The following is a 22,141-nucleotide window of genomic DNA, read 5'->3' on the forward strand; positions in this document are numbered from 1 at the left end:
GCGTTTTCTTATCTGATTTCACGCTTACTCACGCCACAGGATATGGCAGAGCTTGTGATCTTTCTCGCGGCATAATAGCACGCGTGCAAAGACGTCGGTAATCGGTTCACCGTCCGCTTCACCCAGCCCAATCACCACCTCGGCGAAAAAGTCCGGGTTCAGATCAAAATCGACATGATCTTTCCAGTCTTCAGACGGATCAAACAGCTCTGCGCCACCGCGCTCTTCGAACTGCAGATTGAAGAGAATGACGTCTGCCGGATCAAGATTGTCGACGGCCAGTTCGAGAAAGATATCGTAGGCTTGTTCCAGCGTTTCATCTTCGGTAAGGCGATTATTTAAATCCATAGTCTGTCCTGTCGGCCTGCGGCCATGTACATAATCTGGCTCGTTTTACAGTAAAGGGCTGAAGAAGTAAAACAGTCGTTCGACGATGCGCTGCCACCACGCACGTTTTGCCCAGCGCTTGCCATCCAGCAGGCGTGATCGGGCGATATAGTCATCCTGAACACAGGCAAGATCGCTGCCAAAACCGGCATCATCCACCACCAGGGTGACTTCAAAATTAAGCCATAAACTGCGCATATCCAGGTTCACGGTGCCCACCAGACTCAGCTGTCCATCGACCAGCACGCTTTTCGTGTGCAGCAGACCATCTTCAAACTGATAGATTTTCACGCCCGCTTCCAGCATTTCGCTGAAGAAGGAGCGGCTGGCCCAGCCGACCAGCAGCGAGTCGTTGTGACGCGGCACAATCACGCTGACATTCACGCCACGCTGCGCGGCCGTACAGATAGCATGCAGCAGGTCGTCACTGGGTACTAAGTAGGGCGTAGTCATGATCAGCTGTTCACGCGCTGAATAGACCGCGGTCAGCAGCGCCTGATGAATCATATCTTCCGGGAAGCCAGGACCGGAGGCGATCACCTGCACCGTGTGGCCGCTCTCCTGTTCAAATGGCATGATGTTACGATCGGGCGGGGGCGGCAGAATGCGTTTACCCGTCTCAATCTCCCAGTCGCAGCTGAACACAATGCCCATCGCGGTCGCTACCGGGCCTTCCATACGCGCCATCAGGTCAATCCACTGGCCCACACCCGCGCTCTGTTTGAAGAAGCGCGGATCGACCAGGTTCATGCTGCCGGTATAGGCGATGTAGTTATCAATCAGAACAATTTTGCGATGCTGACGCAGATCCATCCGTCGCAGGAAGACACGCAGCAGGCTGACCTTCAACGCTTCTACCACATCAATCCCGGCATTACGCATCATGCCAACCCACGGGCTGCGGAAAAAGTCGACGCTGCCTGCAGAGTCGAGCAGCAGTCGGCAATGAACGCCACGGCGTGAGGCCGCCATCAGCGATTCTGCGACTTCATCTGCCAGACCGCCGGGATGCCAGATATAAAACACCATCTCGATGTTGTGGCGGGCGAGCTGGATATCACGAATCAGCGCCTGCATGACGTCGTCGGAACTGGTGAGCAGCTGCAGCTGGTTACCTTTGACTCCGGCAATGCCCTGGCGATGATAGCAAAGCTCAAACAGAGAACGGGCAACGTCGCTATGCTCGGTTGCAAAAATTTCGCGGCACTGCCTGAGATCGTTGAGCCAGCGGGCGGTCGACGGCCACATAGTGCGGGCGCGCTCCGCACGACGCTTACCCAGATGAAGTTCGCCAAACGAGAGATAAGCGATAATGCCCACCAGCGGCAGAATATAGATAACCAGCAGCCAGGCCATTGCGGATGTTACGGCCCGGCGCTTCATCAATACGCGCAGCGTAACCCCGGCAATCAGTAGCCAGTAACCAAATACCAGCAACCAGCTGATCAGGGTATAAAAAGTGGTCATAAAGTGGACATCCCGTTCGCGCTTTCGTCTGGCAAGTTTACGTGCAGATGCCGACTAACGGAACCCTTTATCCCGGACATGCTGATCCGATTTGGCATTACCGCAGAGATCTCTATAATGCCTTCGCACAGGTCTCGCCTGTATGACGCCAGAGAGGAAGTGATGAAACGAAGCAGAAATGAAGTGGCGCGCTGGAGAATGTTACGTCAGGCGCATCGTCGCCGTTCACGCTGGCTGGAAGGGCAGTCGCGACGGTACAAGCGTATCCACAGCATCCGCCATCAGCTTGCGCAGCAGCAGCGTCGATCAATCCTGTTTATTACGCAGATCATCTGAATGATGACGGCGACTTTCAGGCTTCAAAAAATCCTGATTCTGCCATCACCCGTCGCGCCATGGAGTGCTCCTGACGCGACGCGCCCCGATCGCTGACTTCACGCATCAGGCACTCCATGGTGCTGCCCAGCGCGACCGGCCTGCGGTAACCCACCCGATCGTACCATTCGTATGACCATTTACCCGATTTACGCTGATAATAGACCGTGAGCCACGCTGAGCAATTAGCAGGATAACCACTCATGACTTCTATCCTGGGATCGGCAATTGCCGCGATCCGGGATAAGAGCGGAGTGAGGAGAGTAAGAGACTGGCCAGGATAAGTTTTATGCATAATTTGCCCGCGACTGTGCTGTGCATCCATTCAGAAGTTCAACTTACAAGCGCTAAATGTAGACAGCTCTGCCAGATAATTCCTCTTCACAGCTAAAAAAATGACGGGGAGATCATTTTTTTATGCAAAAAGCCGCGTTGAGAAGCACTTTGTGAAGGTTGTACATCATTAAAATACTAACCTGTACAACTTTACAGTTCTGTAAGTGGCTATTAATTATGAAATAATCAATAATTACGGCTGGCGGGACGATGTTTTGAACAAAATATCTGTACAGGTAGGTCATTCTTGTATAACTTTACTGCATCGGTTAGTAACCTTAAACAAACTTTATGAGGCTCATCCATGCAGACTAACGTTCATATTCCCGCTTCAGTCTCTGATATCACCGCGTATCTGCACAGCGCCGCACAGCCTTCACAGCAGGCTATTCTGGGCTCTGTGGTGTCCGAAATTATCCTGTCTGGTCGCACCCTTAATCGTAAAGCGATCTGCTCGAAATTGATCGGCCGTTTACAGCATGTCACCAGCCCGGAAGAAGAGCAGCATTATCATGCGCTGATTGAACTGATTCTCGATTAAGAGGCCAGCAAATGGCGGGAAAGCCAGGAAGAGGATACGTAGCGATCTGGCCCGCTAAGTTTACACGTAAGCCCTGAAAATATTTCCTGATAAGGGCCCGGGATGACTAGCCCGCCAGACGTTGTGCCGACATCATCAGCGTCACGTTCACCAGTTGAAGTGCTGCCGCCAGCACGATTAGCATCACAATCCACTGCTTTTTATTACGCCAGCCCTGGCTGCGCCAGAGATAAACCGCGCCGCCGATAAGGCCGGTAATCATCGCCAGCAGCCCCAGAATAATTATCTGCATCTTTCCTCTCTAAACGATCAAAACAAAAATGGCTTCTGTGCCAGGCACAGAAGCCATTTTGACTGCACTTTTTCTGTCAGAAGACGCGTTTAAACGGCTTCACTGAAACCTGTTTGTAGACGCCCGCAGCAAAGTAAGGGTCATCCTGCGCCCAGGATTGCGCGGATTCCAGTGACGGGAACTCGGCAATCACGGTTGAGCCGGTGAAGCCCGCTACGCCCGGATCGTTACTATCCACAGCAGGCATGGGGCCTGCAATGATCAGGCGTCCCTCTTCCTGCAGCAGTTTGAGGCGCGCCAGGTGGGCAGGGCGCACGGCGTTACGTTTTTCCAGTGACTCTGCAGTATCTTCTGCATAAATGACGTAAAGCACTAAGGAACTCCTGGTTATCAGAATTTTGCAACACGTTAAGGGATTGACGATTAGAGTGCAAACGAAACCTGAGGGCGGTTAATGGCTCAGCATAAAGGGCTAAAAAGCGCTTTTCTGCAGGCGTGATGGCGGGAGTTATTGAAACTGATTGCTATTTGCATTTAAAATCGTTGCTCTATTCAATCACTGCGACTGTTATGACCACGCTGACTATGCCATTACCTAAACGCACGCCCGTTTCCATGTTGATGTCTGTTGCTCTGCATGGGGCCGTGATTGCCGGAATTTTATATGCGTCATTCCAGCAGGTGAGTGAGGTACCCAAAGCGTCGCAGCCTATCAGCGTAACCATGGTCGCGCCTGACGTTCAGTCTGAACCTGCCATTGTACAGCCACCTGCACCTCAACCCGAACCTCAGCCTGAACCGGAGCCCCAGCCCGCGCCTGAGCCGCCGAAAGCAGAGCCGGTACCGATTCCCAAACCTGAACCTAAGCCAAAACCGAAACCAAAACCGAAAACTGAGCACAAGCGGGAGCAGCCAAAACGTGAGGTGAAGCCGCGCCAGGAGAGTAAACCACAGGCTGACCCGTTTAAGCAGGCGGCCCCGGCGACGCAGAGCAAACCGGCTGCTGCGCCAAAAGCTACGCCATCACCCACTGCGTCGGCATCAAGGGGTCCGAAAGCGCTGAGCGTGAGCAAGCCGGGCTATCCTCCGCGTGCTTTTGCATTACGCGTAGAGGGCCGGGTACGGGTGAAGTTTGATGTGGACAGCGACGGACGGGTAGATAACATTCAGATTCTCTCTGCTGAGCCACGCAACATGTTTGAGCGGACCGTCAAAGAGGCGATGAAAAAGTGGCGCTACCAGAGTGGACAGCCAGGACAGGGACTGACGATGAATATTGTGTTTAAGATCAATGGCGGTGCCAGCCTTGAGTAAAACACAGGGTCAGGCAGAAACCGCCTGACCCGTTACTTATTCGGTATGTTGCTGATTGGCGCGACCGGCGGGAAGAGGACGTGAATTACCCTCATTGTCGACCGCTACGTAGATAAAGACTGCCTCTGTAGCACAGTAGGTCTGTCCAATCGGCTCAGACGACACTTTTTTGATCCACACTTCCACGTTAATCGTCATGGAACTGTTGCCGGTACGGAGACAGCTCGCATGACAGCTCACCACATCACCCACTGCAACCGGCTTCATGAATGACATGCCGTCGACGCGCACTGTGACGACGCGTCCTTCAGCAATCTCTTTCGCCAGGATAGCGCCGCCCATATCCATCTGTGACATCAGCCAGCCACCAAAAATATCGCCATTGGCGTTGGTATCAGCTGGCATCGCGAGCGTACGCAGCACCATTTCGCCTTGCGGCAGTTTATGTTTATCGCCCATTGCTTCCACTTTTTATGCAGGTGAATGCTAAAAAAATGCCCGGCGAGCCGGGCAGATGATTATTTTTGTTCCTGCTGCGGCATCTGTCGCCAGATGTAAAGTCCGCTGAGCAGGGTAAACAGTAAGGTCAGACCGGAGAGACCGAACACTTTAAAGTTAACCCAAAACGCCTGAGATAACCAAAAAGCAACATAGATGTTGACCAGTCCGCAGATCAGGAAGAACAGTGCCCAGGCGACGTTGAGCCTGCGCCAGACTGCGTCGGGCAGCTGCAGCTCTTTGCCCAGCATGCGCTGGATCAGCGTCTGCTGCATAAAAAACTGGCTGTAGAGCAGGGCGGCGGCAAACAGGCTGTAGATCACGGTGACTTTCCACTTAATGAACTCATCGTTGTGGAACACCAGCGTCAGGGTGCCAAAGACGGCCACCAGTACAAAGGTGAAGATCGTCATCTTTTCCAGCTTGCGATAGAGCACCCAGCTGACAACCAGCGCCAGGCCGGTCGCGACAATCAGTGCGCCCGAGGCGACAAAAATGTCATACAGCTTGTAGAAAATGAAAAAGACCACCAGGGGGAGAAAGTCGAGTAGCTGCTTCATAGTTTTTCCATTCAGAGTTGGCTGCAAATGTGCCCGGAGGCACACCGTCAATCAACGTAACAGCATATAGAGCCGATAGAGATAGATAATCAACATCGCTGAAACCACATTGCCAGCCGCCGTGAAAATCACCGAAGAGACATTCAGCGGTAAAACTGTTAGCGAAGAGAAGAACAGCATCACTATCACTTTCGCCAGCAGCCAGAGCAGAATGGCGGGGGCTATCAGCTTCACATTCTTCCAGGCCATCCGCATGCTGGCGCGCATCGCGGCAAAGACGCCCATCTTCTCACTGGCGACCATTACCGGTGCCAGCGACAGCAGCATCGTCAGGAGAATGCCTGGCACCACCAGCACCATAAAGCCCAGCTGCGCCACCAAGGTCATCAGGAAGGTGAGCAGTAATAGCTTTGGCAGCAGCGGAGCAGATGCACCAATCGCCCGTAGCGCACTGACACGCTGGCCGGAAGAGACCATCGGAATCAGATAGAGCATGCCACCAAGCAGCAGCGTATTCCCCATCAGCGCCGCAAAGGTGCTGGCCGCCGAAGCGCGCAGCAACACCTGCTGCTGTTCCGGTGACATATTCTGCACCATCTCAAACAACGAACTGGCACTGTCATCGCCCTGTTGCAGGATGGCCATCTGATCGGCACCGGGTGTCAGCACATGCACCAGCATGACGGTGATAAAAGCGGCCAGCAGCGACATCAACAGCACTGTAGAGAGTTGATGGCGCGCAAAATTTCCTGTGTCACGGTATAACGAGCTTGCCGTGATAGACATGTACTCTCCTTGGAGGAACCGGGTTAATTAACCCGGCGATTGTACATGTTCTGGCAGCTCCGGGGCACCCGGCAGGGCATAACTTTCTGTAATATGAGGTAAAGAGGGTGCAAAAAGGGCAGGAAGACCGTAACGCGCGCGGGCGCGATCGCAGGCTTCGTTATGAATACCGGCTTCACCCGATAGCGTAAACTCGCGACAGGGCGACGGGCGCTGTTCGTAAATACCGCAGGAGACACAGCTGCCAGGTTCGCCCTGCAGCGCAATGCAACGGGGTGCTGCGCTGTTAGTGCCACGCATATTGCGCATTAACAGGCTGAGCGGCTCGGTTAATTCGGTCGGCACCAGGCCGCCCGCATCATCGGCTTCAGCCCAGTAAAATGAGACACGGAAATGGGCGCAGCAGGCGCCACAGCTGACACAAGGGTTAGATATTTCACTCATTTGATCACCCGCCCCTCCCAGGGCATCGAACCAAAATCAACAATGAAGATAAGCAACATAGAGCGGGCAAAATTATTCAGCAAGGGGAATTTTGCTGCGCAAGCCTTGGCATAAATTGATCCAGATCAATCCATTGTTTTATAAGCACTTTATCTGAAGCGTACAGAGTGCAATTTTCTGTAAATCACGTTAAAAAATGGCCAGCAAAAAAGCGACGACGTTCGCGATTTTTACATTAAGCAAAGGAGTGATGATGAAACTGGCAAAATGCGCGATGCTGCTGGCTCTGGCTCTGCCCCAGCTGGCAATGGCCCACGAAGCGGGCGACTTCTTTATGCGGGCTGGCAGTGCTACTGTCCGTCCCACTGAAGGTTCCGATAATGTACTGGGAATGGGTGAGTTCAGCGCATCCAACGACACGCAACTGGGTCTGACCTTCACCTATATGGCCACGGACAACATTGGCGTCGAGTTACTGGCGGCTACGCCATTTCGCCATAAAGTGGGTCTTGGCCCGACCGGCACACTTGCTACCGTGCGCCAGTTACCGCCAACTCTGATGGCGCAATACTACTTCTTTGACAGCAAGAGCAAAGCGCGTCCTTATATTGGCGTGGGTATAAACTACACCACCTTTTACGATGCCGATTTCAACCAGACGGGACGCGATGCGGGCCTGACCGATCTCAGCGTTAAGGATTCCTGGGGTGTGGCGGGTCAGGTTGGTCTCGATTATCAGATTAACCGCGACTGGATGTTGAATGCGTCGGTGTGGTACATGGATATTGATACGGAAGTGAAGTTTAAAGCCGGTGGCGAACAGCAGAACATCAATATGCGTATCGACCCCTGGGTTTTCTTCTTCGGTGCGGGTTACCGCTTCTGATGAGAAAAAGGCCGCTGAATCAGCGGCCTTTTTTTGTCTGTTAAGACGTTATTTGATCTGCATATTGTTGACGACAGACTTCACGCCTGGCACGCTGCGCGTAACCTGAACGGCATGATTAGCCATCTGTGGTGATGAAACAAAACCGCTCAGCTGAACTTTACCTTTAAAGGTTTCTACGTTGATTTCAGTTGATTTCAGCGAGTCATCTTTCAGCAGTTCACCTTTAACTTTTGTGGTCACCACAGTGTCATCAATATAGCCACCGGTTCCCTCTTTGGTTGCGGTAGGCGCACAGGCGCTCAGTGTCAGCGCAACCACGCCAGCCAGTACAGCACCTGTCAGCAGTTTAACGAATTTCATTGCTTCTCTCCCTGTCACAAAATGGATGCGACGTTACCGTAACGGCGCATTGTCATTGTGGTGCAGATTTTGCAAAAAGGGCAAATAGCGGAATGAAAAAAAAGGAAACAAATCCTGCCTTATCGTGTGATAAGGCAGGATGGCAGAATTAACGGCTGGCGGCTTTGAGTCGGCTGACAAAATTCTTCAGTTCGCTCAGCATCACTTCAGGTTCTGCATGGTGTTTTTCAATGATTCTGACAATCGCAGAACCGGAAATAGCGCCTGCGGCACCGGAAGCGATCGCTTCTTTAACCTGTTCAGGTTCTGAGATCCCAAAGCCCTGCAGCGGCGGCGCGGCGTGATATTCACGCAGCTTGTCGATCAGATGCTTCAGGGGCAGGCTCGCGCGATTTTCTGCACCGGTAACGCCCGCGCGTGACAGCAGGTAGGTGTAACCCCGTCCGTGCGACGCAATCTCACGCAGCAGTTCATCACTGGCGTTAGGCGGACAGATAAAGATAGGCGCTACGCCATGGCGCAGCGCCGCCTGACGGAAAGGCGCAGACTCTTCAACCGGCACATCAGCCACCAGTACTGAATCAACACCCGCTTCCGCACAACGGGCATAGAACTCATCCACGCCGTTGGTGAAGACCAGATTGGCATACATCAGCAAACCAATCGGCAGGTCCGGGTATTTACGGCGGATAGTTGCCAGCATTTCAAAACACTGGCTGGTATTCGTTCCCGCAGCAAAGGCGCGCAACGTCGCGTTCTGAATAGTCGGACCATCCGCCAGCGGATCGGAGAAGGGAATACCCAGCTCCAGGGCATCCGCGCCGCCTTCAACCAGCGCATCAATGACGCGCAGTGACAGCTCAGGGGAAGGATCGCCCAGCGTAACAAAAGGAACGAAAGCGCCTTCGTTATTCGCTGACAGACGGGTAAAAAGTTGATTGTAACGTTCCATCAGATTTCTCCCTGCGCTGTCAAAATGTCATGAACGGTGAAAATATCTTTGTCGCCACGGCCAGAGAGGTTGACCACAATCAACTGCTCTTTTTCTGGCTCAGCATGAATCATCTTCATGGCGTGCGCCAGGGCGTGTGAGGACTCCAGCGCCGGAATAATACCTTCAGCGCGACACAGCTGTTTAAAGGCATCCATCGCTTCGTTATCAGTAATGGAGACATATTCCGCACGACCAATGCTGTTCAGGTGCGCATGCTGCGGGCCGACCGACGGGAAGTCGAGGCCGGCAGAGATTGAGTAAGATTCCTCAATCTGGCCATCATGGGTCTGCATCATCGGCGATTTCATACCAAAGTAAATGCCGACGCGGCCGTGCTTAAGCGGTGCGCCATGCTCGCCGGTTTCGATCCCGTGACCTGCCGGTTCTACGCCGATCAGCTTCACGCTGGGCTCATCGATAAAGTCAGCAAACATCCCAATGGCGTTGGAGCCACCTCCTACACAGGCGAGGATCGCATCGGGCAGGCGGCCCTCTCTTTCCAGAATCTGCTTTTTGGTCTCTTCGCCGATCATGCGCTGAAATTCACGCACAATCGTCGGGAAGGGATGCGGACCCGCTGCGGTGCCAAGCATGTAGTGTGAGGTCTCGTAGCTGCCAGACCAGTCGCGCAGCGCTTCGTTACAGGCATCTTTCAGCGTGGCAGAGCCGCTATGAACCGGGATTACTTCTGCACCCATCAGGCGCATACGGAACACGTTAGGCGACTGACGCTCGACATCTTTCGCACCCATATAGATGCGGCATTTCATACCCAGCAGCGCACAGGCCAGCGCGGAAGCGACGCCGTGCTGACCAGCACCGGTTTCGGCAATGATTTCGTTTTTGCCCATGCGTTTGGCTAGCAGTGCCTGACCCAGCACCTGGTTAGTTTTGTGCGCGCCACCGTGAAGCAAATCTTCACGCTTCAGGTAAAGGCGAGTTTTGGTACCTTTCGTCAGGTTTTTGCACAGCGTCAGGGCAGTAGGACGACCCGCATAGTTCTTCAGCAGATCGATAAACTCGGCCTGAAACTCAGGATCTTTCTGGGCGTCGACAAACGCCTGTTCCAGCTGGCTCAGGGCTGGCATCAGGATCTGCGGAACATACATTCCGCCAAATTCGCCAAAGTAGGGATTGAGTAACGTCATTTTTTATCTTCCTTTCTCGGGCCCGCCGTTAAGCAAGCCAGGCAAATCAGTACGCACGCAGTGTCTGAAACACTGCGGCAATTTTACGGGCATCTTTAATGCCAGGCGCGCTTTCCACGCCAGAGTTGATGTCCAGTCCGGCACATCCTAACTGTGCAGCTTCAACACAGTTATCTGCGCTCAGGCCACCGGCCAGCAGCACATTGTTCAGATTCTGACCCTGTAACAGTGACCAGTCGAAACGCTGTCCGGTGCCGCCATCGCCATTATCAAACACATAACGGTCAACATGCGGCCAGTCGCGCGCCGGTAAGGCACCTTCAATACGCAGTGCCTTCCAGATTTGAATCTCTGCTGGCAGTGCCTCGCGCAGTTCGGCTACGAATTCTGGTGTCTCATTGCCATGCAACTGCACTGCTGACAGGGAAAGTGCGGTTGCTTGCGTGACAACGTCACTGACAGAGTTATTGCGGAATACGCCGACATAGCGCAGCGGCGCGGCGGCAATCAGGGTTTGCGCCGTGGCAGTGTCAATCTGGCGCGGTGAACCTTCAGCGAAGATCAGACCGCCATAGATCGCGCCGGCTTCATAGGCGGCACGCGCATCTTCAGCACGGGTTAAGCCGCACACTTTATTGCTGCCCAGTGTGACGCGACGCACCGCGCCGGTCAGGTCAGCTTCTTCCATCAGGGCAGAGCCAATCAGGAAGCCATTGGCAAAGTGGCTCAGCTCACGGATGTCAGCGTAGCTGTTAATACCCGATTCACTGATGACCGTGACGCCGTGCGACAGGCGTGGCGCCAGCTGGCGGGTACGATTGAGGTCGATAGAAAGGTCACGCAGATCGCGGTTGTTAATCCCCACGACTCTGGCCTGCAGCGCGATAGCCCGCTCCAGCTCCTCTTCATTACTCACTTCAGTCAGAATGCCCATCTTCAGGTTGTGCGCCACGGCAGCCAGCTGACGATATTGCTCATCATCCAGCACTGACAGCATTAGCAGGATCGCATCCGCCTGGTAGTAACGAGCCAGATAGATCTGATAAGGGTCGATGATAAAATCTTTGCACAGCACCGGCTGGGTGATGGCAGCGCTGACAATCGGCAGAAAGGCGAAGTCGCCCTGAAAATACTTCTCATCAGTCAGCACGGACACCGCAGAAGCGTAATGGCGGTAAACCCCGGCAATGGCGGCTGGGTCGAAATCTTCGCGAATCACACCTTTGGAGGGGGACGCCTTTTTACACTCCAGGATAAACGCGGTTCTTGCACCCTGCAGCGCGTCGTAGAAATGACGGCTGGCGGGTTCAATGCTGTTTTGAAAGGTGGAGAGAGGCTGCTGCTGTTGACGGGCTTCAACCCAAATCGCTTTATCCTGAACAATTTTTTCTAACACGGTGCCTTTCATGATTATCCTCTTGCTGCCAGTGCGACTACACGCTCATAAGCCTGTCCGCTGCGGATAGCGTTAAGCGCCTGCTGTGCGTTTTCACGCAGATCTTCCTGACCGAATACTTTAAGCAACATCGCCACGTTGACGGCGACCGCTTCCTCATGGGCCTGCTGGCCATTACCCTGGAGTAAAGCCGTCAGAATGTCACGATTTTCTTCCGGCGTGCCGCCCGCCAGCGCCTCTTTAGGATGGAAGCCAAAACCAAAGTCTTCTGGCGAGAGTTGATAGCGGGTAATTTCACCTTCACGCAGCTCAGCCACATGGGTCACATCGTGCAGCGCCACTTCATCCATGCCGCCACCGTGAACGACCGCTGCACGCTGATAACCCAGCACTTTCAGTGTCTGCGCAATCGGCATCACCAGCTCCGGGCTGTAGACGCCAATCACCGCCAGTGGCGGACGCGCCGGGTTGATCAGCGGACCTAACACATTAAACAGCGTGCGGGTCTTCAGCTGCTGGCGAACCGGCATCGCGTGGCGAAAGCCAGTGTGATACTGCGGCGCAAACAGGAAGCAGACGTTAAGATCGTCCAGCGCCTGACGCGCACGGTCAGCGGGCATATCCAGATTAATACCAAAAGCGGCCAGCAGATCCGACGAACCCGATTTACTGGAGACGCTGCGGTTGCCGTGCTTCGCCACTTTCAGACCGCAGGTCGCGGCTACAAAGGCGCTGGCTGTTGAGATATTAATACTGTTACTGCCATCTCCGCCGGTGCCTACGATGTCGGCAAAAGCGTAATCAGGGCGGGGAAACGGTTTAGCATCTTCCAGCAGCGCCGTAGCGGCTCCAGCGATCTCTTCCGGCGTCTCACCGCGTACTTTCATCGCGACCAGCGCAGCAGCGAGCTGCGTTGGCTCCAGCTGTCCGGTAATAATGGCGCTGAACAGCTGATGACTCTCTGCCTGATTTAGCGTCTGCGCCTGGTAAAGTTTTTCCAGTGTCTGTTGCATCGTTATTCTCCCTGTTACTTCGCCAGCGCCCAGGCCAGCGTCTGCTCAAGCAGGCGCGCGCCCTGAGAAGTCAAAATCGATTCAGGATGGAACTGAAACCCGCAGACGCGATCGGTTTCATGGCGAACGGCCATCACCATCCCGTTATAACTGGCGTTGACCGTCAGCGCGTCCGGCGTGTTGCTGCCCACCAGCGAGTGATAGCGCGCCACCGGCAGCGGATTGCTCAGGCCGTCAAACATCGCCTCGCCGTCATGGACGATAGATGAGGCTTTGCCGTGCAGGATCTCGCCTGCCTGACCTACATGGCCGCCATAGGCTTCGACAATCGCCTGATGTCCCAGACAGATGCCAATTATGGGCAGACGTCCGCGCAGCACCTGAAGCAACTCCGGCATACAACCGGCATCTTTTGGCGCGCCGGGGCCGGGAGAGAGCATCAGCACCGGATTTTCCATCCGCTGCAGTTGTTCAATAAGAACTTCAGCGGGCAGGTTATTGCGATAAATCACCACGTTGTGACCAAAGGTCCGCAGCTGATCAACCAGGTTGTAGGTAAAAGAGTCGATGTTATCGAGCAGCAGAATATCGGCCATCAGAAGATCTCCTTGCAATGATGGGCAGTGGCGATAGCGCGCAGCACAGCGCGGGCTTTATTGCGGCTTTCATCCGCTTCAGCCTGCGGAATAGAATCCAGCACCACACCCGCGCCGGCCTGAACGGTGGCAACGCCATCTTCGACATAGGCCGAACGAATAACGATACAGGTATCAAGATCGCCCTGGGCGGTGAAGTAACCCACCGCGCCACCGTAACTGCCGCGACGGGTGCGTTCAGCACCGGCAATCAGCTGCATGGCGCGAACTTTTGGTGCGCCGCTTAGGGTGCCCATGTTCATACAGGCGCGATACGCATGCAGCACATCGAGGTCGGCGCGCAGCGTGCCCACTACGCGGGAAACCAGATGCATCACAAACGAGTAGCGATCGACTTTCGTCAGGTCAGCTACATAACGGCTGCCTGGCACACAGATACGCGCCAGATCGTTACGTGCAAGATCGACCAGCATAAGATGTTCAGCCAGCTCTTTATGGTCAGTGCGCATCTCCAGCTCAATGCGACTGTCGAGATCGCGGTCCAGCGAGCCATCCGCATGGCGACCACGTGGGCGGGTACCGGCAATCGGGTAGATCTCAATCTGACGCGAAGTGGCGTCATACTTCAGCGAGCTTTCTGGCGATGCGCCAAATAGCGAGAAATCCTGATCCTGCATGAAGAACATGTAGGGGCTTGGGTTGCTGTTTTTCAGCGTGTCGTAGGCGGCCAGCGGTGACGGACACGGCAGTGAGAAGCGGCGTGATGGCACGACCTGGAAAATTTCTCCGATGCGAATCGCCTGCTGCATGGTGCGAACCACGTCGCAATACTCTTCATCGCTCTGGCTGGTGTTCAGCGTCATCTGTTCAACCGTCTGAACAGGCAGAGCCGGTGATGGCTGAAGCATCTGTCCATGCAACTGCTCAATCCGGCGCTGCAGGCGCTGGAACTCGCTGGTGGACGGGCAGAAAAGGCTGGCCTGCAAACGCGCACTGCGGGTCTGGTGGTCGATCACCAGTAATGTCTCTGCAAGGTAAAAGCAGTAGTCGGGGCAACGTTGCTGATTATCCAGATCCGGCAGGGTTTCAAAGCCTGCGACCAGATCGTAAGCAAACAGCCCACCAAGCAGCACGGCTTCGCGCTCGTCAGCAGAGGAGTTAACCAGCTGTGGAATCAGACGCAGTGCATCAAACACCGACAGTGCCTTAAGGCGGGAATCTTCGTCCTGCTGATGATCGGTGGTCTGCGGGAAAGTCAGCTCACGCCCGTCGGGACGAACCTGATTGCTGACGGAGGCAGGCAGAGCCTCATCCAGCAGCGGCAGGACAGCGCGGCCATTTTCGGACAGCGCCTGAATGGTAACCGTATTACCCATGGCGCTGATTCGCAGCGCACTGTCGACAATCAGCAGACTTTTTAAATTGCGCTTGCTGTCGATGTCAGCAGATTCGAGCAGCAGGGTTGCCGGACGTGCGCCGCACAGCTGATGAAACACTGCGGCCGGATCTTCGCGATAGGGCGCATTGCCGGTAATCAACTTCACTGTAGGTTTCGCATTTGGCATGATGATTTCTCTGAATTTCGCTCAAAAAAAAGCCCGCTCGGTGGCGGGCTCAGGTATTAGCACAGCGTTTACGCAAAGTGTGCACGACCCAGTCGCCCGTTTTCGGGAACATCGCGCCAACCGTTTAAATGCGTGATTACAACAGCCATGATTAAATACCCGTTACGTGTGAACTTGTGTACTAGTTAACGGGTTCAGAGCGGAAATGTCAATAGCCTTTTTCACTGCGCGTTAAAATCGTTATCATGCTGGCCGGTTTAGTTTCAGCAGGAGTTCTCTTGAGCGATATCGCCCGTTTCCCGGTTTATGATTTACACAGCCACACGCGTGCCTCCGATGGCCTACTGGCGCCAGCAGCCCTGGTGCAGCGAGCTGTTGAGATGCGCGTGGGCGTACTGGCGATCACCGATCACGACTGCGTTGCAGGGATAGAGGAAGCGCAGCAAACGGCACTCGACCAGGATTTACCGATAAAAGTGCTGGCAGGTGCAGAGATCTCAACGCTGTGGGAGAACCATGAGATTCACATCGTGGGCCTGAACATCGATATCCACCACCCGGCGATGGTGACCTTTCTGGCCGGACAACATGCGTACCGTCGGATGCGGGCAGAAGAGATAGGTGAGCGACTCGCGAAGGCGCGCATCCCGGATGCGCTGGCGGGAGCCATGCGACTCGCGGATGGCGGCATCATTACCCGTGGTCACTTCGCCCGCTTTCTGATTGAGCAGGGCAAGGCGGAGAACATGGCGCAGGTGTTCAAAAATTATCTGGCGCGTGGCAAAACCGGCTACGTGCCGCCACAATGGTGTACAATTAAACAAGCTATTGATGCAATTCATCATTCAGGTGGTTGTGCCGTGCTGGCGCATCCTGGCCGTTACGGTTTATCGGCGAAGTGGCTCAAACGGCTGGTCGCCCATTTCCGTGAAGCGGGTGGCGATGCAATGGAAGTCGCGCAGTGTCAGCAGCCACCGAATGAGCGCACGACACTGGCGCAATATGCCAGAGATAATGAACTGGCCGCATCACAAGGTTCTGATTTTCATCAACCCTGCCCGTGGATTGAGTTGGGCCGCAAACTCTGGCTGCCCGCGGCGGTTGAGCCGGTCTGGGAACGCTTCCCGGATCTGGCGCCCAGCCTGGCAATCACGGAAAGGTGACACGAGGTTTTTATGAGTCAATTGTTTCACATTCATCCGGACAACCCCCAGCCGCGCCTGATTAGTCAGGCTGTCGACTACCTGAACAAAGGCAGCGTCATCGTCTATCCAACCGATTCCGGCTATGCGCTGGGCTGTCGGCTGGAGGAGAAGGGCGCGATGGAGCGCATTTGCCGTATCCGTCAGCTCGACGGGCACCACAATTTCACCCTGATGTGCCGGGATCTCTCCGAGCTGTCGGTCTATTCGCAGGTGGGCAACTCCGCTTTTCGCCTGCTGAAAAACAACACGCCAGGCAACTACACCTTCATTCTTAAGGCAACCAAAGAAGTACCGCGCCGCCTGATGAATGAGAAGCGTAAGACCATTGGTCTGCGTGTCCCCTCCAATCCTGTGGCGCTGGCGTTACTGGAAGCCCTGAATCAGCCGATGATGTCGACCTCGTTAATCCTGCCGGGCAACGATTTTACCGAATCCGACCCGGAAGAAATCCAGCACAGCATAGGCAAGCTGGTCGATTTGATCATCGACGGCGGTACGCTGGGGCAGCAGCCGACCACGGTGGTCGATCTGACAACCGATTCGCCGGAAATCGTGCGTGAAGGCGTGGGCGATACCCGTCCGTTCCTGTGATCAGGTCTGGCTTCAGGCACCGCGTGTCGGTGTCTGAGCCAGATTCGACTCTAACCAGTTCTTAAACTGGCCGTAAGGAATATAAAGTGACACATCTTTCAGGATCACTTTATTGTTACGACCATTCTTAATCGAGTCAGAATAGCCCACAATAACGCCGCTCAGCGTATCGTCACGGTTATAAACACCGCCGCCAGACATTCCCTGAACCACGCCTGCATTTGAGGCCATGGCTATGCAGGGACTTTTATTCCAGTTATTCCGAATCGCTGTGCGTGCTAAATTAACGCCGGTCGACTCAACCGGCATCGCAGAAATAAAACTGTAGCCATACATTTTAACGGGATCGCCGATATCACCGCTGCGGAATTTAGCCAGCGTTCGGGCATCATTCTTGTGATAAATAATCGCAAGGTCGCAATAAGGGTGATAAGACTTCACGCGCTGCACCGCAGTTTTAGCAACGTGCGCAGCGGTGAGACTATATTCAGGCGTCAGAGGTATGCTGGTGCCCAGTGTACCGAGACCGAGTATCGTCGGAATGCCAGTCACGCTCATATCCACGTGCTGCATCGCCATTCGACTGTACTCAGTGTGGCCCACAGAGCACCCGCTCAGGACCAGTGCAGCAAGCACCGGGCACAGAAACAGGTTTCTCATGATGGTTTTCTTCATTCAGGCATGTCGGAAAATCCCTGGTGAAGATTTTTGACATGCAAGCAGGGTTCATCATTGAACCGTATTAACGCAACAACTCCGGATGCGCCGGTTTATTGGATTAATTTAAAAACACGCTTTTTATTAACGAATAACTAAAGTTAGGCTCTGGTGTCGCAAGAACGCTTAATCAAGCGTTTGGCTTTTTTATTGTGTTGCTGAGATAAAGTGTACCAGCTTAATAGTGTCGTACAATTTATTAAATCTAATAAAAATAAAATATTACGTAAAATAAGGTTTTAAATAAATCTTCCTTAGGAATAATCTGACTTTTCCATATTCACAGATCACTTAGCATGGCTAAAATCAATCAGGTAGTTTTTTGTTCTGTCTTTAATGTTTTTTTTAGAATGTTAAAGGCAGGTGATAAACTGAGGAAGTGTAAGATAGCGTTAAGGTTTTCTTCCTTAGAACATCACTTTGAGGGTAAGGGAGTAGTTAGAAAATTTAATTTTCATCAGCTATAAAGTTTTCGATGGCTGTGTTTTATTAAACATATTTTCTTATCATAGGGGCGGATATTAATTAAATCAGCATGACGAATAATCAGATATAAAATGATTAGAGGTTAACCCTTCTTTATTCGCTGTTGCGTCACTCATAAAGCGCGTTACATCAGCGTTAAATGCCTGTATAATGGGCCAAACTTACTAAGTTAACCTGTTGATTTAGAAGGGATTATCACCCAATGATGACGCCTGGGAAGGCGACAAAGAGGAAGCTCAATGAGCGAAAAGTTACAGAAAGTCTTAGCGCGTGCCGGTCATGGCTCACGTCGCGAAATCGAATCAATGATTGCTGCAGGCCGTGTCAGCGTTGACGGCAAGATCGCCACCCTGGGCGACCGCGTCGAAAGCAGCAAATCCCTGAAAATCCGAATTGATGGCCATCTGGTGTCGATTGCTGAATCAGCAACCGAAGTCTGCCGCGTGCTGGCTTACTATAAACCGGAAGGTGAACTCTGCACCCGCAGCGATCCTGAAGGCCGCCCAACGGTCTTTGACCGTCTGCCTCGCCTGCGCGGTTCACGCTGGATTGCTGTTGGCCGTCTGGATGTGAACACCTGTGGTCTGATGCTTTTCACCACCGACGGTGAACTGGCGAACCGCCTGATGCATCCGAGCCGGGAAGTAGAGCGTGAATATGCGGTGCGCGTTTTTGGTCAGGTCGACGATGATAAAATTCGTCAGCTGAGCAAAGGCGTTCAGCTGGAGGATGGTCCGGCTGCCTTTAAGACCCTGAAGTTTGGCGGCGGAGAAGGCATCAATCAGTGGTACAACGTGACCCTGACCGAAGGACGTAACCGTGAAGTACGTCGTTTGTGGGAGGCGGTTGGTGTGCAGGTCAGCCGTCTGATGCGTGTGCGTTACGGCGATATCACCTTACCAAAAGGCCTGCCACGCGGTGGCTGGACTGAACTGGATCTGCCCGCGGTGAACTACCTGCGTAATCTGGTAGAACTGGATGATGAAACCGTCACCAAGCTGGTGGTCGAGAAAGATCGTCGTCGCACCAAAGCGAACCAGATTCGTCGTGCGGTGAAACGTCACAGCAAAGTGAGTAGCACACCCCGTGCACCACGCCGCAATCCGGGTAGCAAACGTAACTCCGGTTAATCCCGTTGACCGTTCGCGAAAAACGCAGCCTCAGGGCTGCGTTTTTTTTTGCTACCAGTCAATTCCCTGCTGTGCCTGTATACCGGCATCAAACGCGTGCTTCACCGGCCGCATCTCCGTTACCGTATCCGCCATCTCAGTCAGGCTGCGATGACAGCCACGTCCGGTGATGATCACGCTCTGATGCGCCGGCCGCTGCTGCAGGGCGGTAATCAAATCGTCCAGTGGCAGATAATCCATGCTGACCATATAGGTGATTTCGTCGAGCACCACCAGATCGAGCTGTTCATCGGACAGCATCCGTTTTGCATGCTGCCACACAGCCAGACAGGCGGCGGTATCCGTTTCGCGGTTCTGTGTGTCCCAGGTAAACCCGGTTGCCATCACCTGAAACTCGACACCGTGTTGTTCCAGCAGATTACGCTCACCATTCGGCCAGTCACCTTTAATAAACTGAATGGCCGCCACGCGCTTACCATGTCCGGTGGCGCGAAGTGCCGTGCCAAAGGCTGCGGTAGTTTTGCCTTTGCCATTGCCGGTAAACACCATCAGGATGCCGCGAACTTCGGTGGCTGCCGCAATACGTGCATCGACCTGCTCTTTTAACCGCTGCTGGCGCTGTTGATGACGATCGTCAGCCATTATTCCGCGGCCCCGGGTTTTCTACCCGGCTGAGCATCAAAGCTGATCCCGGTTTTCCGTCGGCTGTCATCACCCATCAGATAAAGGTAGAGCGGCATCAGATCGACGGGCGTTTTCAGCTTATTAGCATCTTCCTGCGGGAAGGCACTGGCGCGCATTTTGGTACGTGTGCCGCCTGGATTGATGCAGTTCACCCGCAGCGACTGAGTTTTATACTCATCGGCCAGCACCTGCATCATGCCCTCGGTAGCAAATTTAGAGACAGCGTAAGCGCCCCAGCCTGCGCGACCGGTGCGGCCAACGCTGGAAGTGGTAAAGACCAATGAACCAGCATCCGATTTTAACAGCAGCGGCAGCAGCGCCTGCGTCAGGAAGAAGGTAGCGTCCAGATTGATGTTCATCACCTGCTGCCAGACCTGTGGATCGAGTTCGGCCAGCGGCACAATCTCACCAAGGATACCGGCGTTATGCAGTACGCCGTCCAGACGCGGAAACTGCTGGTCCAGTTGTTCTGCGATCTGATGGCAGCGTTCCGGTGTCGCCTCGGCCAGATCGAACACCACGGTGTGAGCAGGGCATTGATTAAGCTGATTGATGGCCTGTTCGACCAGCTGAAGTTTCTCAGCGTTACGACCCATCAGGATCACTTCGGCGCCATAACGGGCGTATGTCAGCGCCGCTTCCCGGCCAATGCCATCTGAAGCGCCAGTAACCAGGATAATACGGTGATTGAGCAGGTCGCTTTTCGGTTGATAATGCACAGCGGGTTCCTCCGGCGAAAACAGCATGATTCCGCTTTATGCCTTAATTTACGAATGGGCGCAATCGCCAACCCACGCATTCTGTGCCAGCTGCAGGCATTTCAGGCGACGGAACAGGGCAAAACGGCTAAACTGGCGTACTGTTTTTGATTCTCTGTTACTAAGGCGACCTGATGGATTTTATTTCAACGTATGGACTGTTTTTAGCGAAAGCGGTGACACTGGTGGTTGCCGTCGCAGCGATTGTCATGATTATCATGAATGCCGCGTTACGCAAACGGGCACAAAGCGGTCAGCTTCGCCTGACTCACCTGGGTGATGACTATCAGCAGATGAAAGAGGATTTACAGCTGGCAAAAATGCCGCCCCAGGCGCAGAAAGTCTGGCTGAAAAATCATAAAAAAAGCGAAAAGCTGAAAGCCAAAGCGGAAAAGCAGGCGGCGAAGCAGGGCCGGAGTGACAGTGTTAAACCTACACTCTATGTCATTGATTTTAAAGGCAGCATGGATGCAGGTGAAGTGGCCTCACTGCGTGAAGAGATTTCAGCTGTGCTGGCCGTAAAGCAGCCCGGCGATGAAGTCCTGCTGCGTCTTGAAAGCCCTGGCGGTGTGGTGCATGGCTATGGTCTGGCGGCCTCTCAGCTGCAGCGTCTGCGCGATCAGGGTCTTCGCATCACGGCAGCCGTCGATAAAGTGGCTGCCAGCGGCGGTTACATGATGGCCTGCGTGGCCGATCGCATTGTGGCCGCGCCGTTCTCGATTATCGGCTCCATCGGCGTGGTTGCGCAAATCCCAAATTTTAACCGCCTGCTGAAGCGTAACGATATTGATGTTGAGCTGCATACCGCAGGTCAGTATAAGCGCACACTGACGCTGTTTGGTGAGAACACTGAAGAGGGACGTGAGAAATTCCAGGAAGATCTGGACGAAACGCACCTGCTGTTTAAGCAGTTTGTCCACCAGATGCGCCCGACACTCGATATTGATCAGGTAGCCACCGGCGAACACTGGTATGGCCGTCAGGCGCTGGATCTGGGCCTGATTGACGAAATCGGTACCAGCGATGATTTGATCATCCGTAAGATGGAGCAGTTCAACGTGCTCGGTGTGCATTACGCCCGTCGCCGCAAAATGATGGACCGCTTTACCCAGAGCGCAGGTTCAGCGGCAGAGGGCCTTTTGCTGAAACTCTGGCAGCGCGGTGAGAAGCCACTGCTCTGATGCGAAACCCGGCCTGTGCCGGGTTTTTTTATTCCAGGTGATAGCGCGGCGACAGCACCACAGCAAGGTGTTTAAATACGTTAAACACCGCAGTGGTTTTCGCGGTCGGCAGTCCCTCTGCATCGAGAAAAAACGGTCCGCGAAAGACCAGAACATCTGCCTGCTGAATCACCTCGTCCGCCTGCATCCCGGCTAAATAATCATCATGTTCTTTAATCAGCGCATTGGCCTTTTCCAGTAACGCCTGGCGGGAAATAGCCTCAGTCGATCTCTGCATTTATTCACTCCTTCTTCACAGCATTCTGATTCCTTCTATATTACTGTCCAGTCAGGCGGTGTGACAAATCGCTCTGAACGATGAAAACCTGGCGTAACTTCGGGCTGAGTGCTAATTAAGTTGCGTAACAGATTTTATCAGGTAGAGTGTG

26 protein-coding genes, 1 pseudogene and 1 other annotated feature are annotated in these 22,141 nt (G+C 53.8%); of the genes and pseudogenes, 8 read left to right on the forward strand and 19 right to left on the reverse strand.

The genetic code is table 11. The features are described from left to right. Positions 1-24 precede the first annotated feature (24 nt). Both ACR8BF_RS08775 and cls read right to left on the reverse strand, forming a co-directional pair. Entirely contained in the window at positions 25-348 is a 324-nt protein-coding gene (locus ACR8BF_RS08775) for an HI1450 family dsDNA-mimic protein (RefSeq protein WP_003853921.1), read from the reverse strand. A 45-nt stretch (positions 349-393) separates the two neighbouring features. Further along, a complete protein-coding gene (gene cls, locus ACR8BF_RS08780; protein WP_179895614.1) occupies positions 394-1,854 on the reverse strand; it encodes a cardiolipin synthase in 1,461 nt (486 codons plus the stop codon). A gap of 162 nt (positions 1,855-2,016) precedes the next feature. Between cls and ACR8BF_RS08785 the strand changes: the two genes are divergently transcribed. Further along, positions 2,017-2,190 (forward strand): YciY family protein, encoded by a 174-nt coding sequence (locus ACR8BF_RS08785; protein ID WP_090960525.1) that lies wholly within the window; start codon positions 2,017-2,019, stop codon positions 2,188-2,190. 16 nt (positions 2,191-2,206) lie between these two features. Here ACR8BF_RS08785 and ACR8BF_RS08790 read toward each other — a convergent pair whose 3' ends face one another. After that, positions 2,207-2,434: a hypothetical protein gene (locus tag ACR8BF_RS08790; RefSeq protein ID WP_255434106.1), complete on the reverse strand. Its 228-nt coding sequence runs from the start codon at positions 2,432-2,434 to the stop codon at positions 2,207-2,209. 435 nt (positions 2,435-2,869) lie between these two features. On the opposite strand from ACR8BF_RS08790, the gene ycgZ reads away from it, so the two are divergent. Continuing rightward, positions 2,870-3,106, forward strand: coding sequence for a regulatory protein YcgZ (gene ycgZ, locus ACR8BF_RS08795; RefSeq protein WP_434745873.1), 237 nt, complete (start codon positions 2,870-2,872; stop codon positions 3,104-3,106). 106 nt (positions 3,107-3,212) lie between these two features. Here the strand turns inward: ycgZ and ACR8BF_RS08800 are convergent, their stop codons facing one another. Further along, entirely contained in the window at positions 3,213-3,398 is a 186-nt protein-coding gene (locus tag ACR8BF_RS08800; RefSeq protein ID WP_314984046.1) for a hypothetical protein, read from the reverse strand. A gap of 76 nt (positions 3,399-3,474) precedes the next feature. Continuing rightward, complete coding sequence (locus ACR8BF_RS08805) at positions 3,475-3,771, reverse strand: YciI family protein (protein WP_090960540.1); 297 nt, start codon at positions 3,769-3,771, stop codon at positions 3,475-3,477. Between the two features lie 197 nt (positions 3,772-3,968). On the opposite strand from ACR8BF_RS08805, the gene tonB reads away from it, so the two are divergent. Then, on the forward strand, positions 3,969-4,712 hold the full coding sequence (gene tonB, locus ACR8BF_RS08810) for a TonB system transport protein TonB (RefSeq protein ID WP_434745874.1): 744 nt from the start codon (positions 3,969-3,971) through the stop codon (positions 4,710-4,712). 36 nt (positions 4,713-4,748) lie between these two features. Here the strand turns inward: tonB and yciA are convergent, their stop codons facing one another. From yciA to ACR8BF_RS08830, 4 genes are read right to left on the reverse strand one after another with little or no spacing between them, the layout of a single operon-like run. Then, entirely contained in the window at positions 4,749-5,171 is a 423-nt protein-coding gene (gene yciA / locus ACR8BF_RS08815; RefSeq protein WP_090960543.1) for an acyl-CoA thioester hydrolase YciA, read from the reverse strand. A gap of 59 nt (positions 5,172-5,230) precedes the next feature. Then, positions 5,231-5,770, reverse strand: a complete 540-nt coding sequence (locus tag ACR8BF_RS08820) for a septation protein A (RefSeq protein WP_090960546.1) — start codon at positions 5,768-5,770, stop codon at positions 5,231-5,233. Positions 5,771-5,821: 51 nt separating this feature from the next. Next, positions 5,822-6,556 (reverse strand): YciC family protein, encoded by a 735-nt coding sequence (locus ACR8BF_RS08825; protein ID WP_434745875.1) that lies wholly within the window; start codon positions 6,554-6,556, stop codon positions 5,822-5,824. Positions 6,557-6,583: 27 nt separating this feature from the next. Then, positions 6,584-7,000 carry a YkgJ family cysteine cluster protein gene (locus tag ACR8BF_RS08830; protein WP_179895618.1) on the reverse strand — a complete coding sequence of 139 codons (417 nt, stop codon included), beginning with the start codon at positions 6,998-7,000 and terminating at the stop codon, positions 6,584-6,586. A 250-nt stretch (positions 7,001-7,250) separates the two neighbouring features. Between ACR8BF_RS08830 and ompW the strand changes: the two genes are divergently transcribed. Further along, positions 7,251-7,886, forward strand: a complete 636-nt coding sequence (ompW, locus tag ACR8BF_RS08835; RefSeq protein ID WP_175501398.1) for an outer membrane protein OmpW — start codon at positions 7,251-7,253, stop codon at positions 7,884-7,886. A 48-nt stretch (positions 7,887-7,934) separates the two neighbouring features. Here the strand turns inward: ompW and ACR8BF_RS08840 are convergent, their stop codons facing one another. The 6 genes and pseudogenes from ACR8BF_RS08840 to ACR8BF_RS08865 form a co-directional block, all read right to left on the reverse strand. Continuing rightward, on the reverse strand, positions 7,935-8,249 hold the full coding sequence (locus ACR8BF_RS08840; protein WP_179895619.1) for a BON domain-containing protein: 315 nt from the start codon (positions 8,247-8,249) through the stop codon (positions 7,935-7,937). Positions 8,250-8,397: 148 nt separating this feature from the next. Further along, entirely contained in the window at positions 8,398-9,201 is an 804-nt protein-coding gene (trpA, locus tag ACR8BF_RS08845) for a tryptophan synthase subunit alpha (RefSeq protein WP_179895620.1), read from the reverse strand. Then, positions 9,201-10,391: a tryptophan synthase subunit beta gene (gene trpB / locus ACR8BF_RS08850; protein WP_292992355.1), complete on the reverse strand. Its 1,191-nt coding sequence runs from the start codon at positions 10,389-10,391 to the stop codon at positions 9,201-9,203. The genes trpA and trpB overlap by 1 nt, the downstream gene beginning before the upstream one ends. Positions 10,392-10,437: 46 nt before the next feature. Next, positions 10,438-11,799 carry a bifunctional indole-3-glycerol-phosphate synthase TrpC/phosphoribosylanthranilate isomerase TrpF gene (gene trpCF / locus ACR8BF_RS08855; protein WP_292992356.1) on the reverse strand — a complete coding sequence of 454 codons (1,362 nt, stop codon included), beginning with the start codon at positions 11,797-11,799 and terminating at the stop codon, positions 10,438-10,440. Positions 11,800-11,801: 2 nt separating this feature from the next. Then, positions 11,802-13,396: pseudogene (trpD, locus tag ACR8BF_RS08860) on the reverse strand (bifunctional anthranilate synthase glutamate amidotransferase component TrpG/anthranilate phosphoribosyltransferase TrpD). Then, positions 13,396-14,961 (reverse strand): anthranilate synthase component 1, encoded by a 1,566-nt coding sequence (locus tag ACR8BF_RS08865; protein ID WP_179895625.1) that lies wholly within the window; start codon positions 14,959-14,961, stop codon positions 13,396-13,398. Before ACR8BF_RS08865 ends, trpD begins: the two are co-directional and overlap by 1 nt. A 23-nt stretch (positions 14,962-14,984) precedes the next feature. Continuing rightward, positions 14,985-15,086 (reverse strand) — a sequence feature (Trp leader region). A gap of 153 nt (positions 15,087-15,239) precedes the next feature. Between ACR8BF_RS08865 and rnm the strand changes: the two genes are divergently transcribed. Then, the gene (gene rnm, locus ACR8BF_RS08870; RefSeq protein WP_409520673.1) at positions 15,240-16,124 is read left to right on the forward strand and encodes an RNase RNM; all 885 of its coding nucleotides are present in this window, start codon (positions 15,240-15,242) and stop codon (positions 16,122-16,124) included. Between the two features lie 12 nt (positions 16,125-16,136). Then, positions 16,137-16,757, forward strand: coding sequence for an L-threonylcarbamoyladenylate synthase (locus ACR8BF_RS08875; protein ID WP_292992358.1), 621 nt, complete (start codon positions 16,137-16,139; stop codon positions 16,755-16,757). Positions 16,758-16,769: 12 nt separating this feature from the next. Here ACR8BF_RS08875 and ACR8BF_RS08880 read toward each other — a convergent pair whose 3' ends face one another. Next, positions 16,770-17,417 carry a serine protease gene (locus ACR8BF_RS08880; protein WP_292992359.1) on the reverse strand — a complete coding sequence of 216 codons (648 nt, stop codon included), beginning with the start codon at positions 17,415-17,417 and terminating at the stop codon, positions 16,770-16,772. 782 nt (positions 17,418-18,199) lie between these two features. Between ACR8BF_RS08880 and rluB the strand changes: the two genes are divergently transcribed. Next, on the forward strand, positions 18,200-19,090 hold the full coding sequence (rluB, locus tag ACR8BF_RS08885) for a 23S rRNA pseudouridine(2605) synthase RluB (RefSeq protein WP_013358018.1): 891 nt from the start codon (positions 18,200-18,202) through the stop codon (positions 19,088-19,090). 51 nt (positions 19,091-19,141) lie between these two features. On the opposite strand, the gene cobO is transcribed toward rluB, so the two are convergent. After that, positions 19,142-19,732 (reverse strand): cob(I)yrinic acid a,c-diamide adenosyltransferase, encoded by a 591-nt coding sequence (cobO, locus tag ACR8BF_RS08890; RefSeq protein WP_292992360.1) that lies wholly within the window; start codon positions 19,730-19,732, stop codon positions 19,142-19,144. Beyond that, a complete protein-coding gene (locus tag ACR8BF_RS08895) occupies positions 19,732-20,493 on the reverse strand; it encodes a YciK family oxidoreductase (protein ID WP_292992361.1) in 762 nt (253 codons plus the stop codon). The genes cobO and ACR8BF_RS08895 overlap by 1 nt, the downstream gene beginning before the upstream one ends. 173 nt (positions 20,494-20,666) lie before the next feature. Between ACR8BF_RS08895 and sohB the strand changes: the two genes are divergently transcribed. Further along, positions 20,667-21,713, forward strand: coding sequence for a protease SohB (gene sohB / locus ACR8BF_RS08900; protein ID WP_434745876.1), 1,047 nt, complete (start codon positions 20,667-20,669; stop codon positions 21,711-21,713). 28 nt (positions 21,714-21,741) lie between these two features. Here sohB and ACR8BF_RS08905 read toward each other — a convergent pair whose 3' ends face one another. Further along, on the reverse strand, positions 21,742-21,990 hold the full coding sequence (locus ACR8BF_RS08905) for a YciN family protein (RefSeq protein ID WP_179895632.1): 249 nt from the start codon (positions 21,988-21,990) through the stop codon (positions 21,742-21,744). Positions 21,991-22,141: the final 151 nt, after the last annotated feature.

It is taken from the genome of Candidatus Pantoea rara (assembly GCF_051136265.1).
Taxonomy (GTDB): Bacteria; Pseudomonadota; Gammaproteobacteria; order Enterobacterales; family Enterobacteriaceae; genus Pantoea; species Pantoea rara.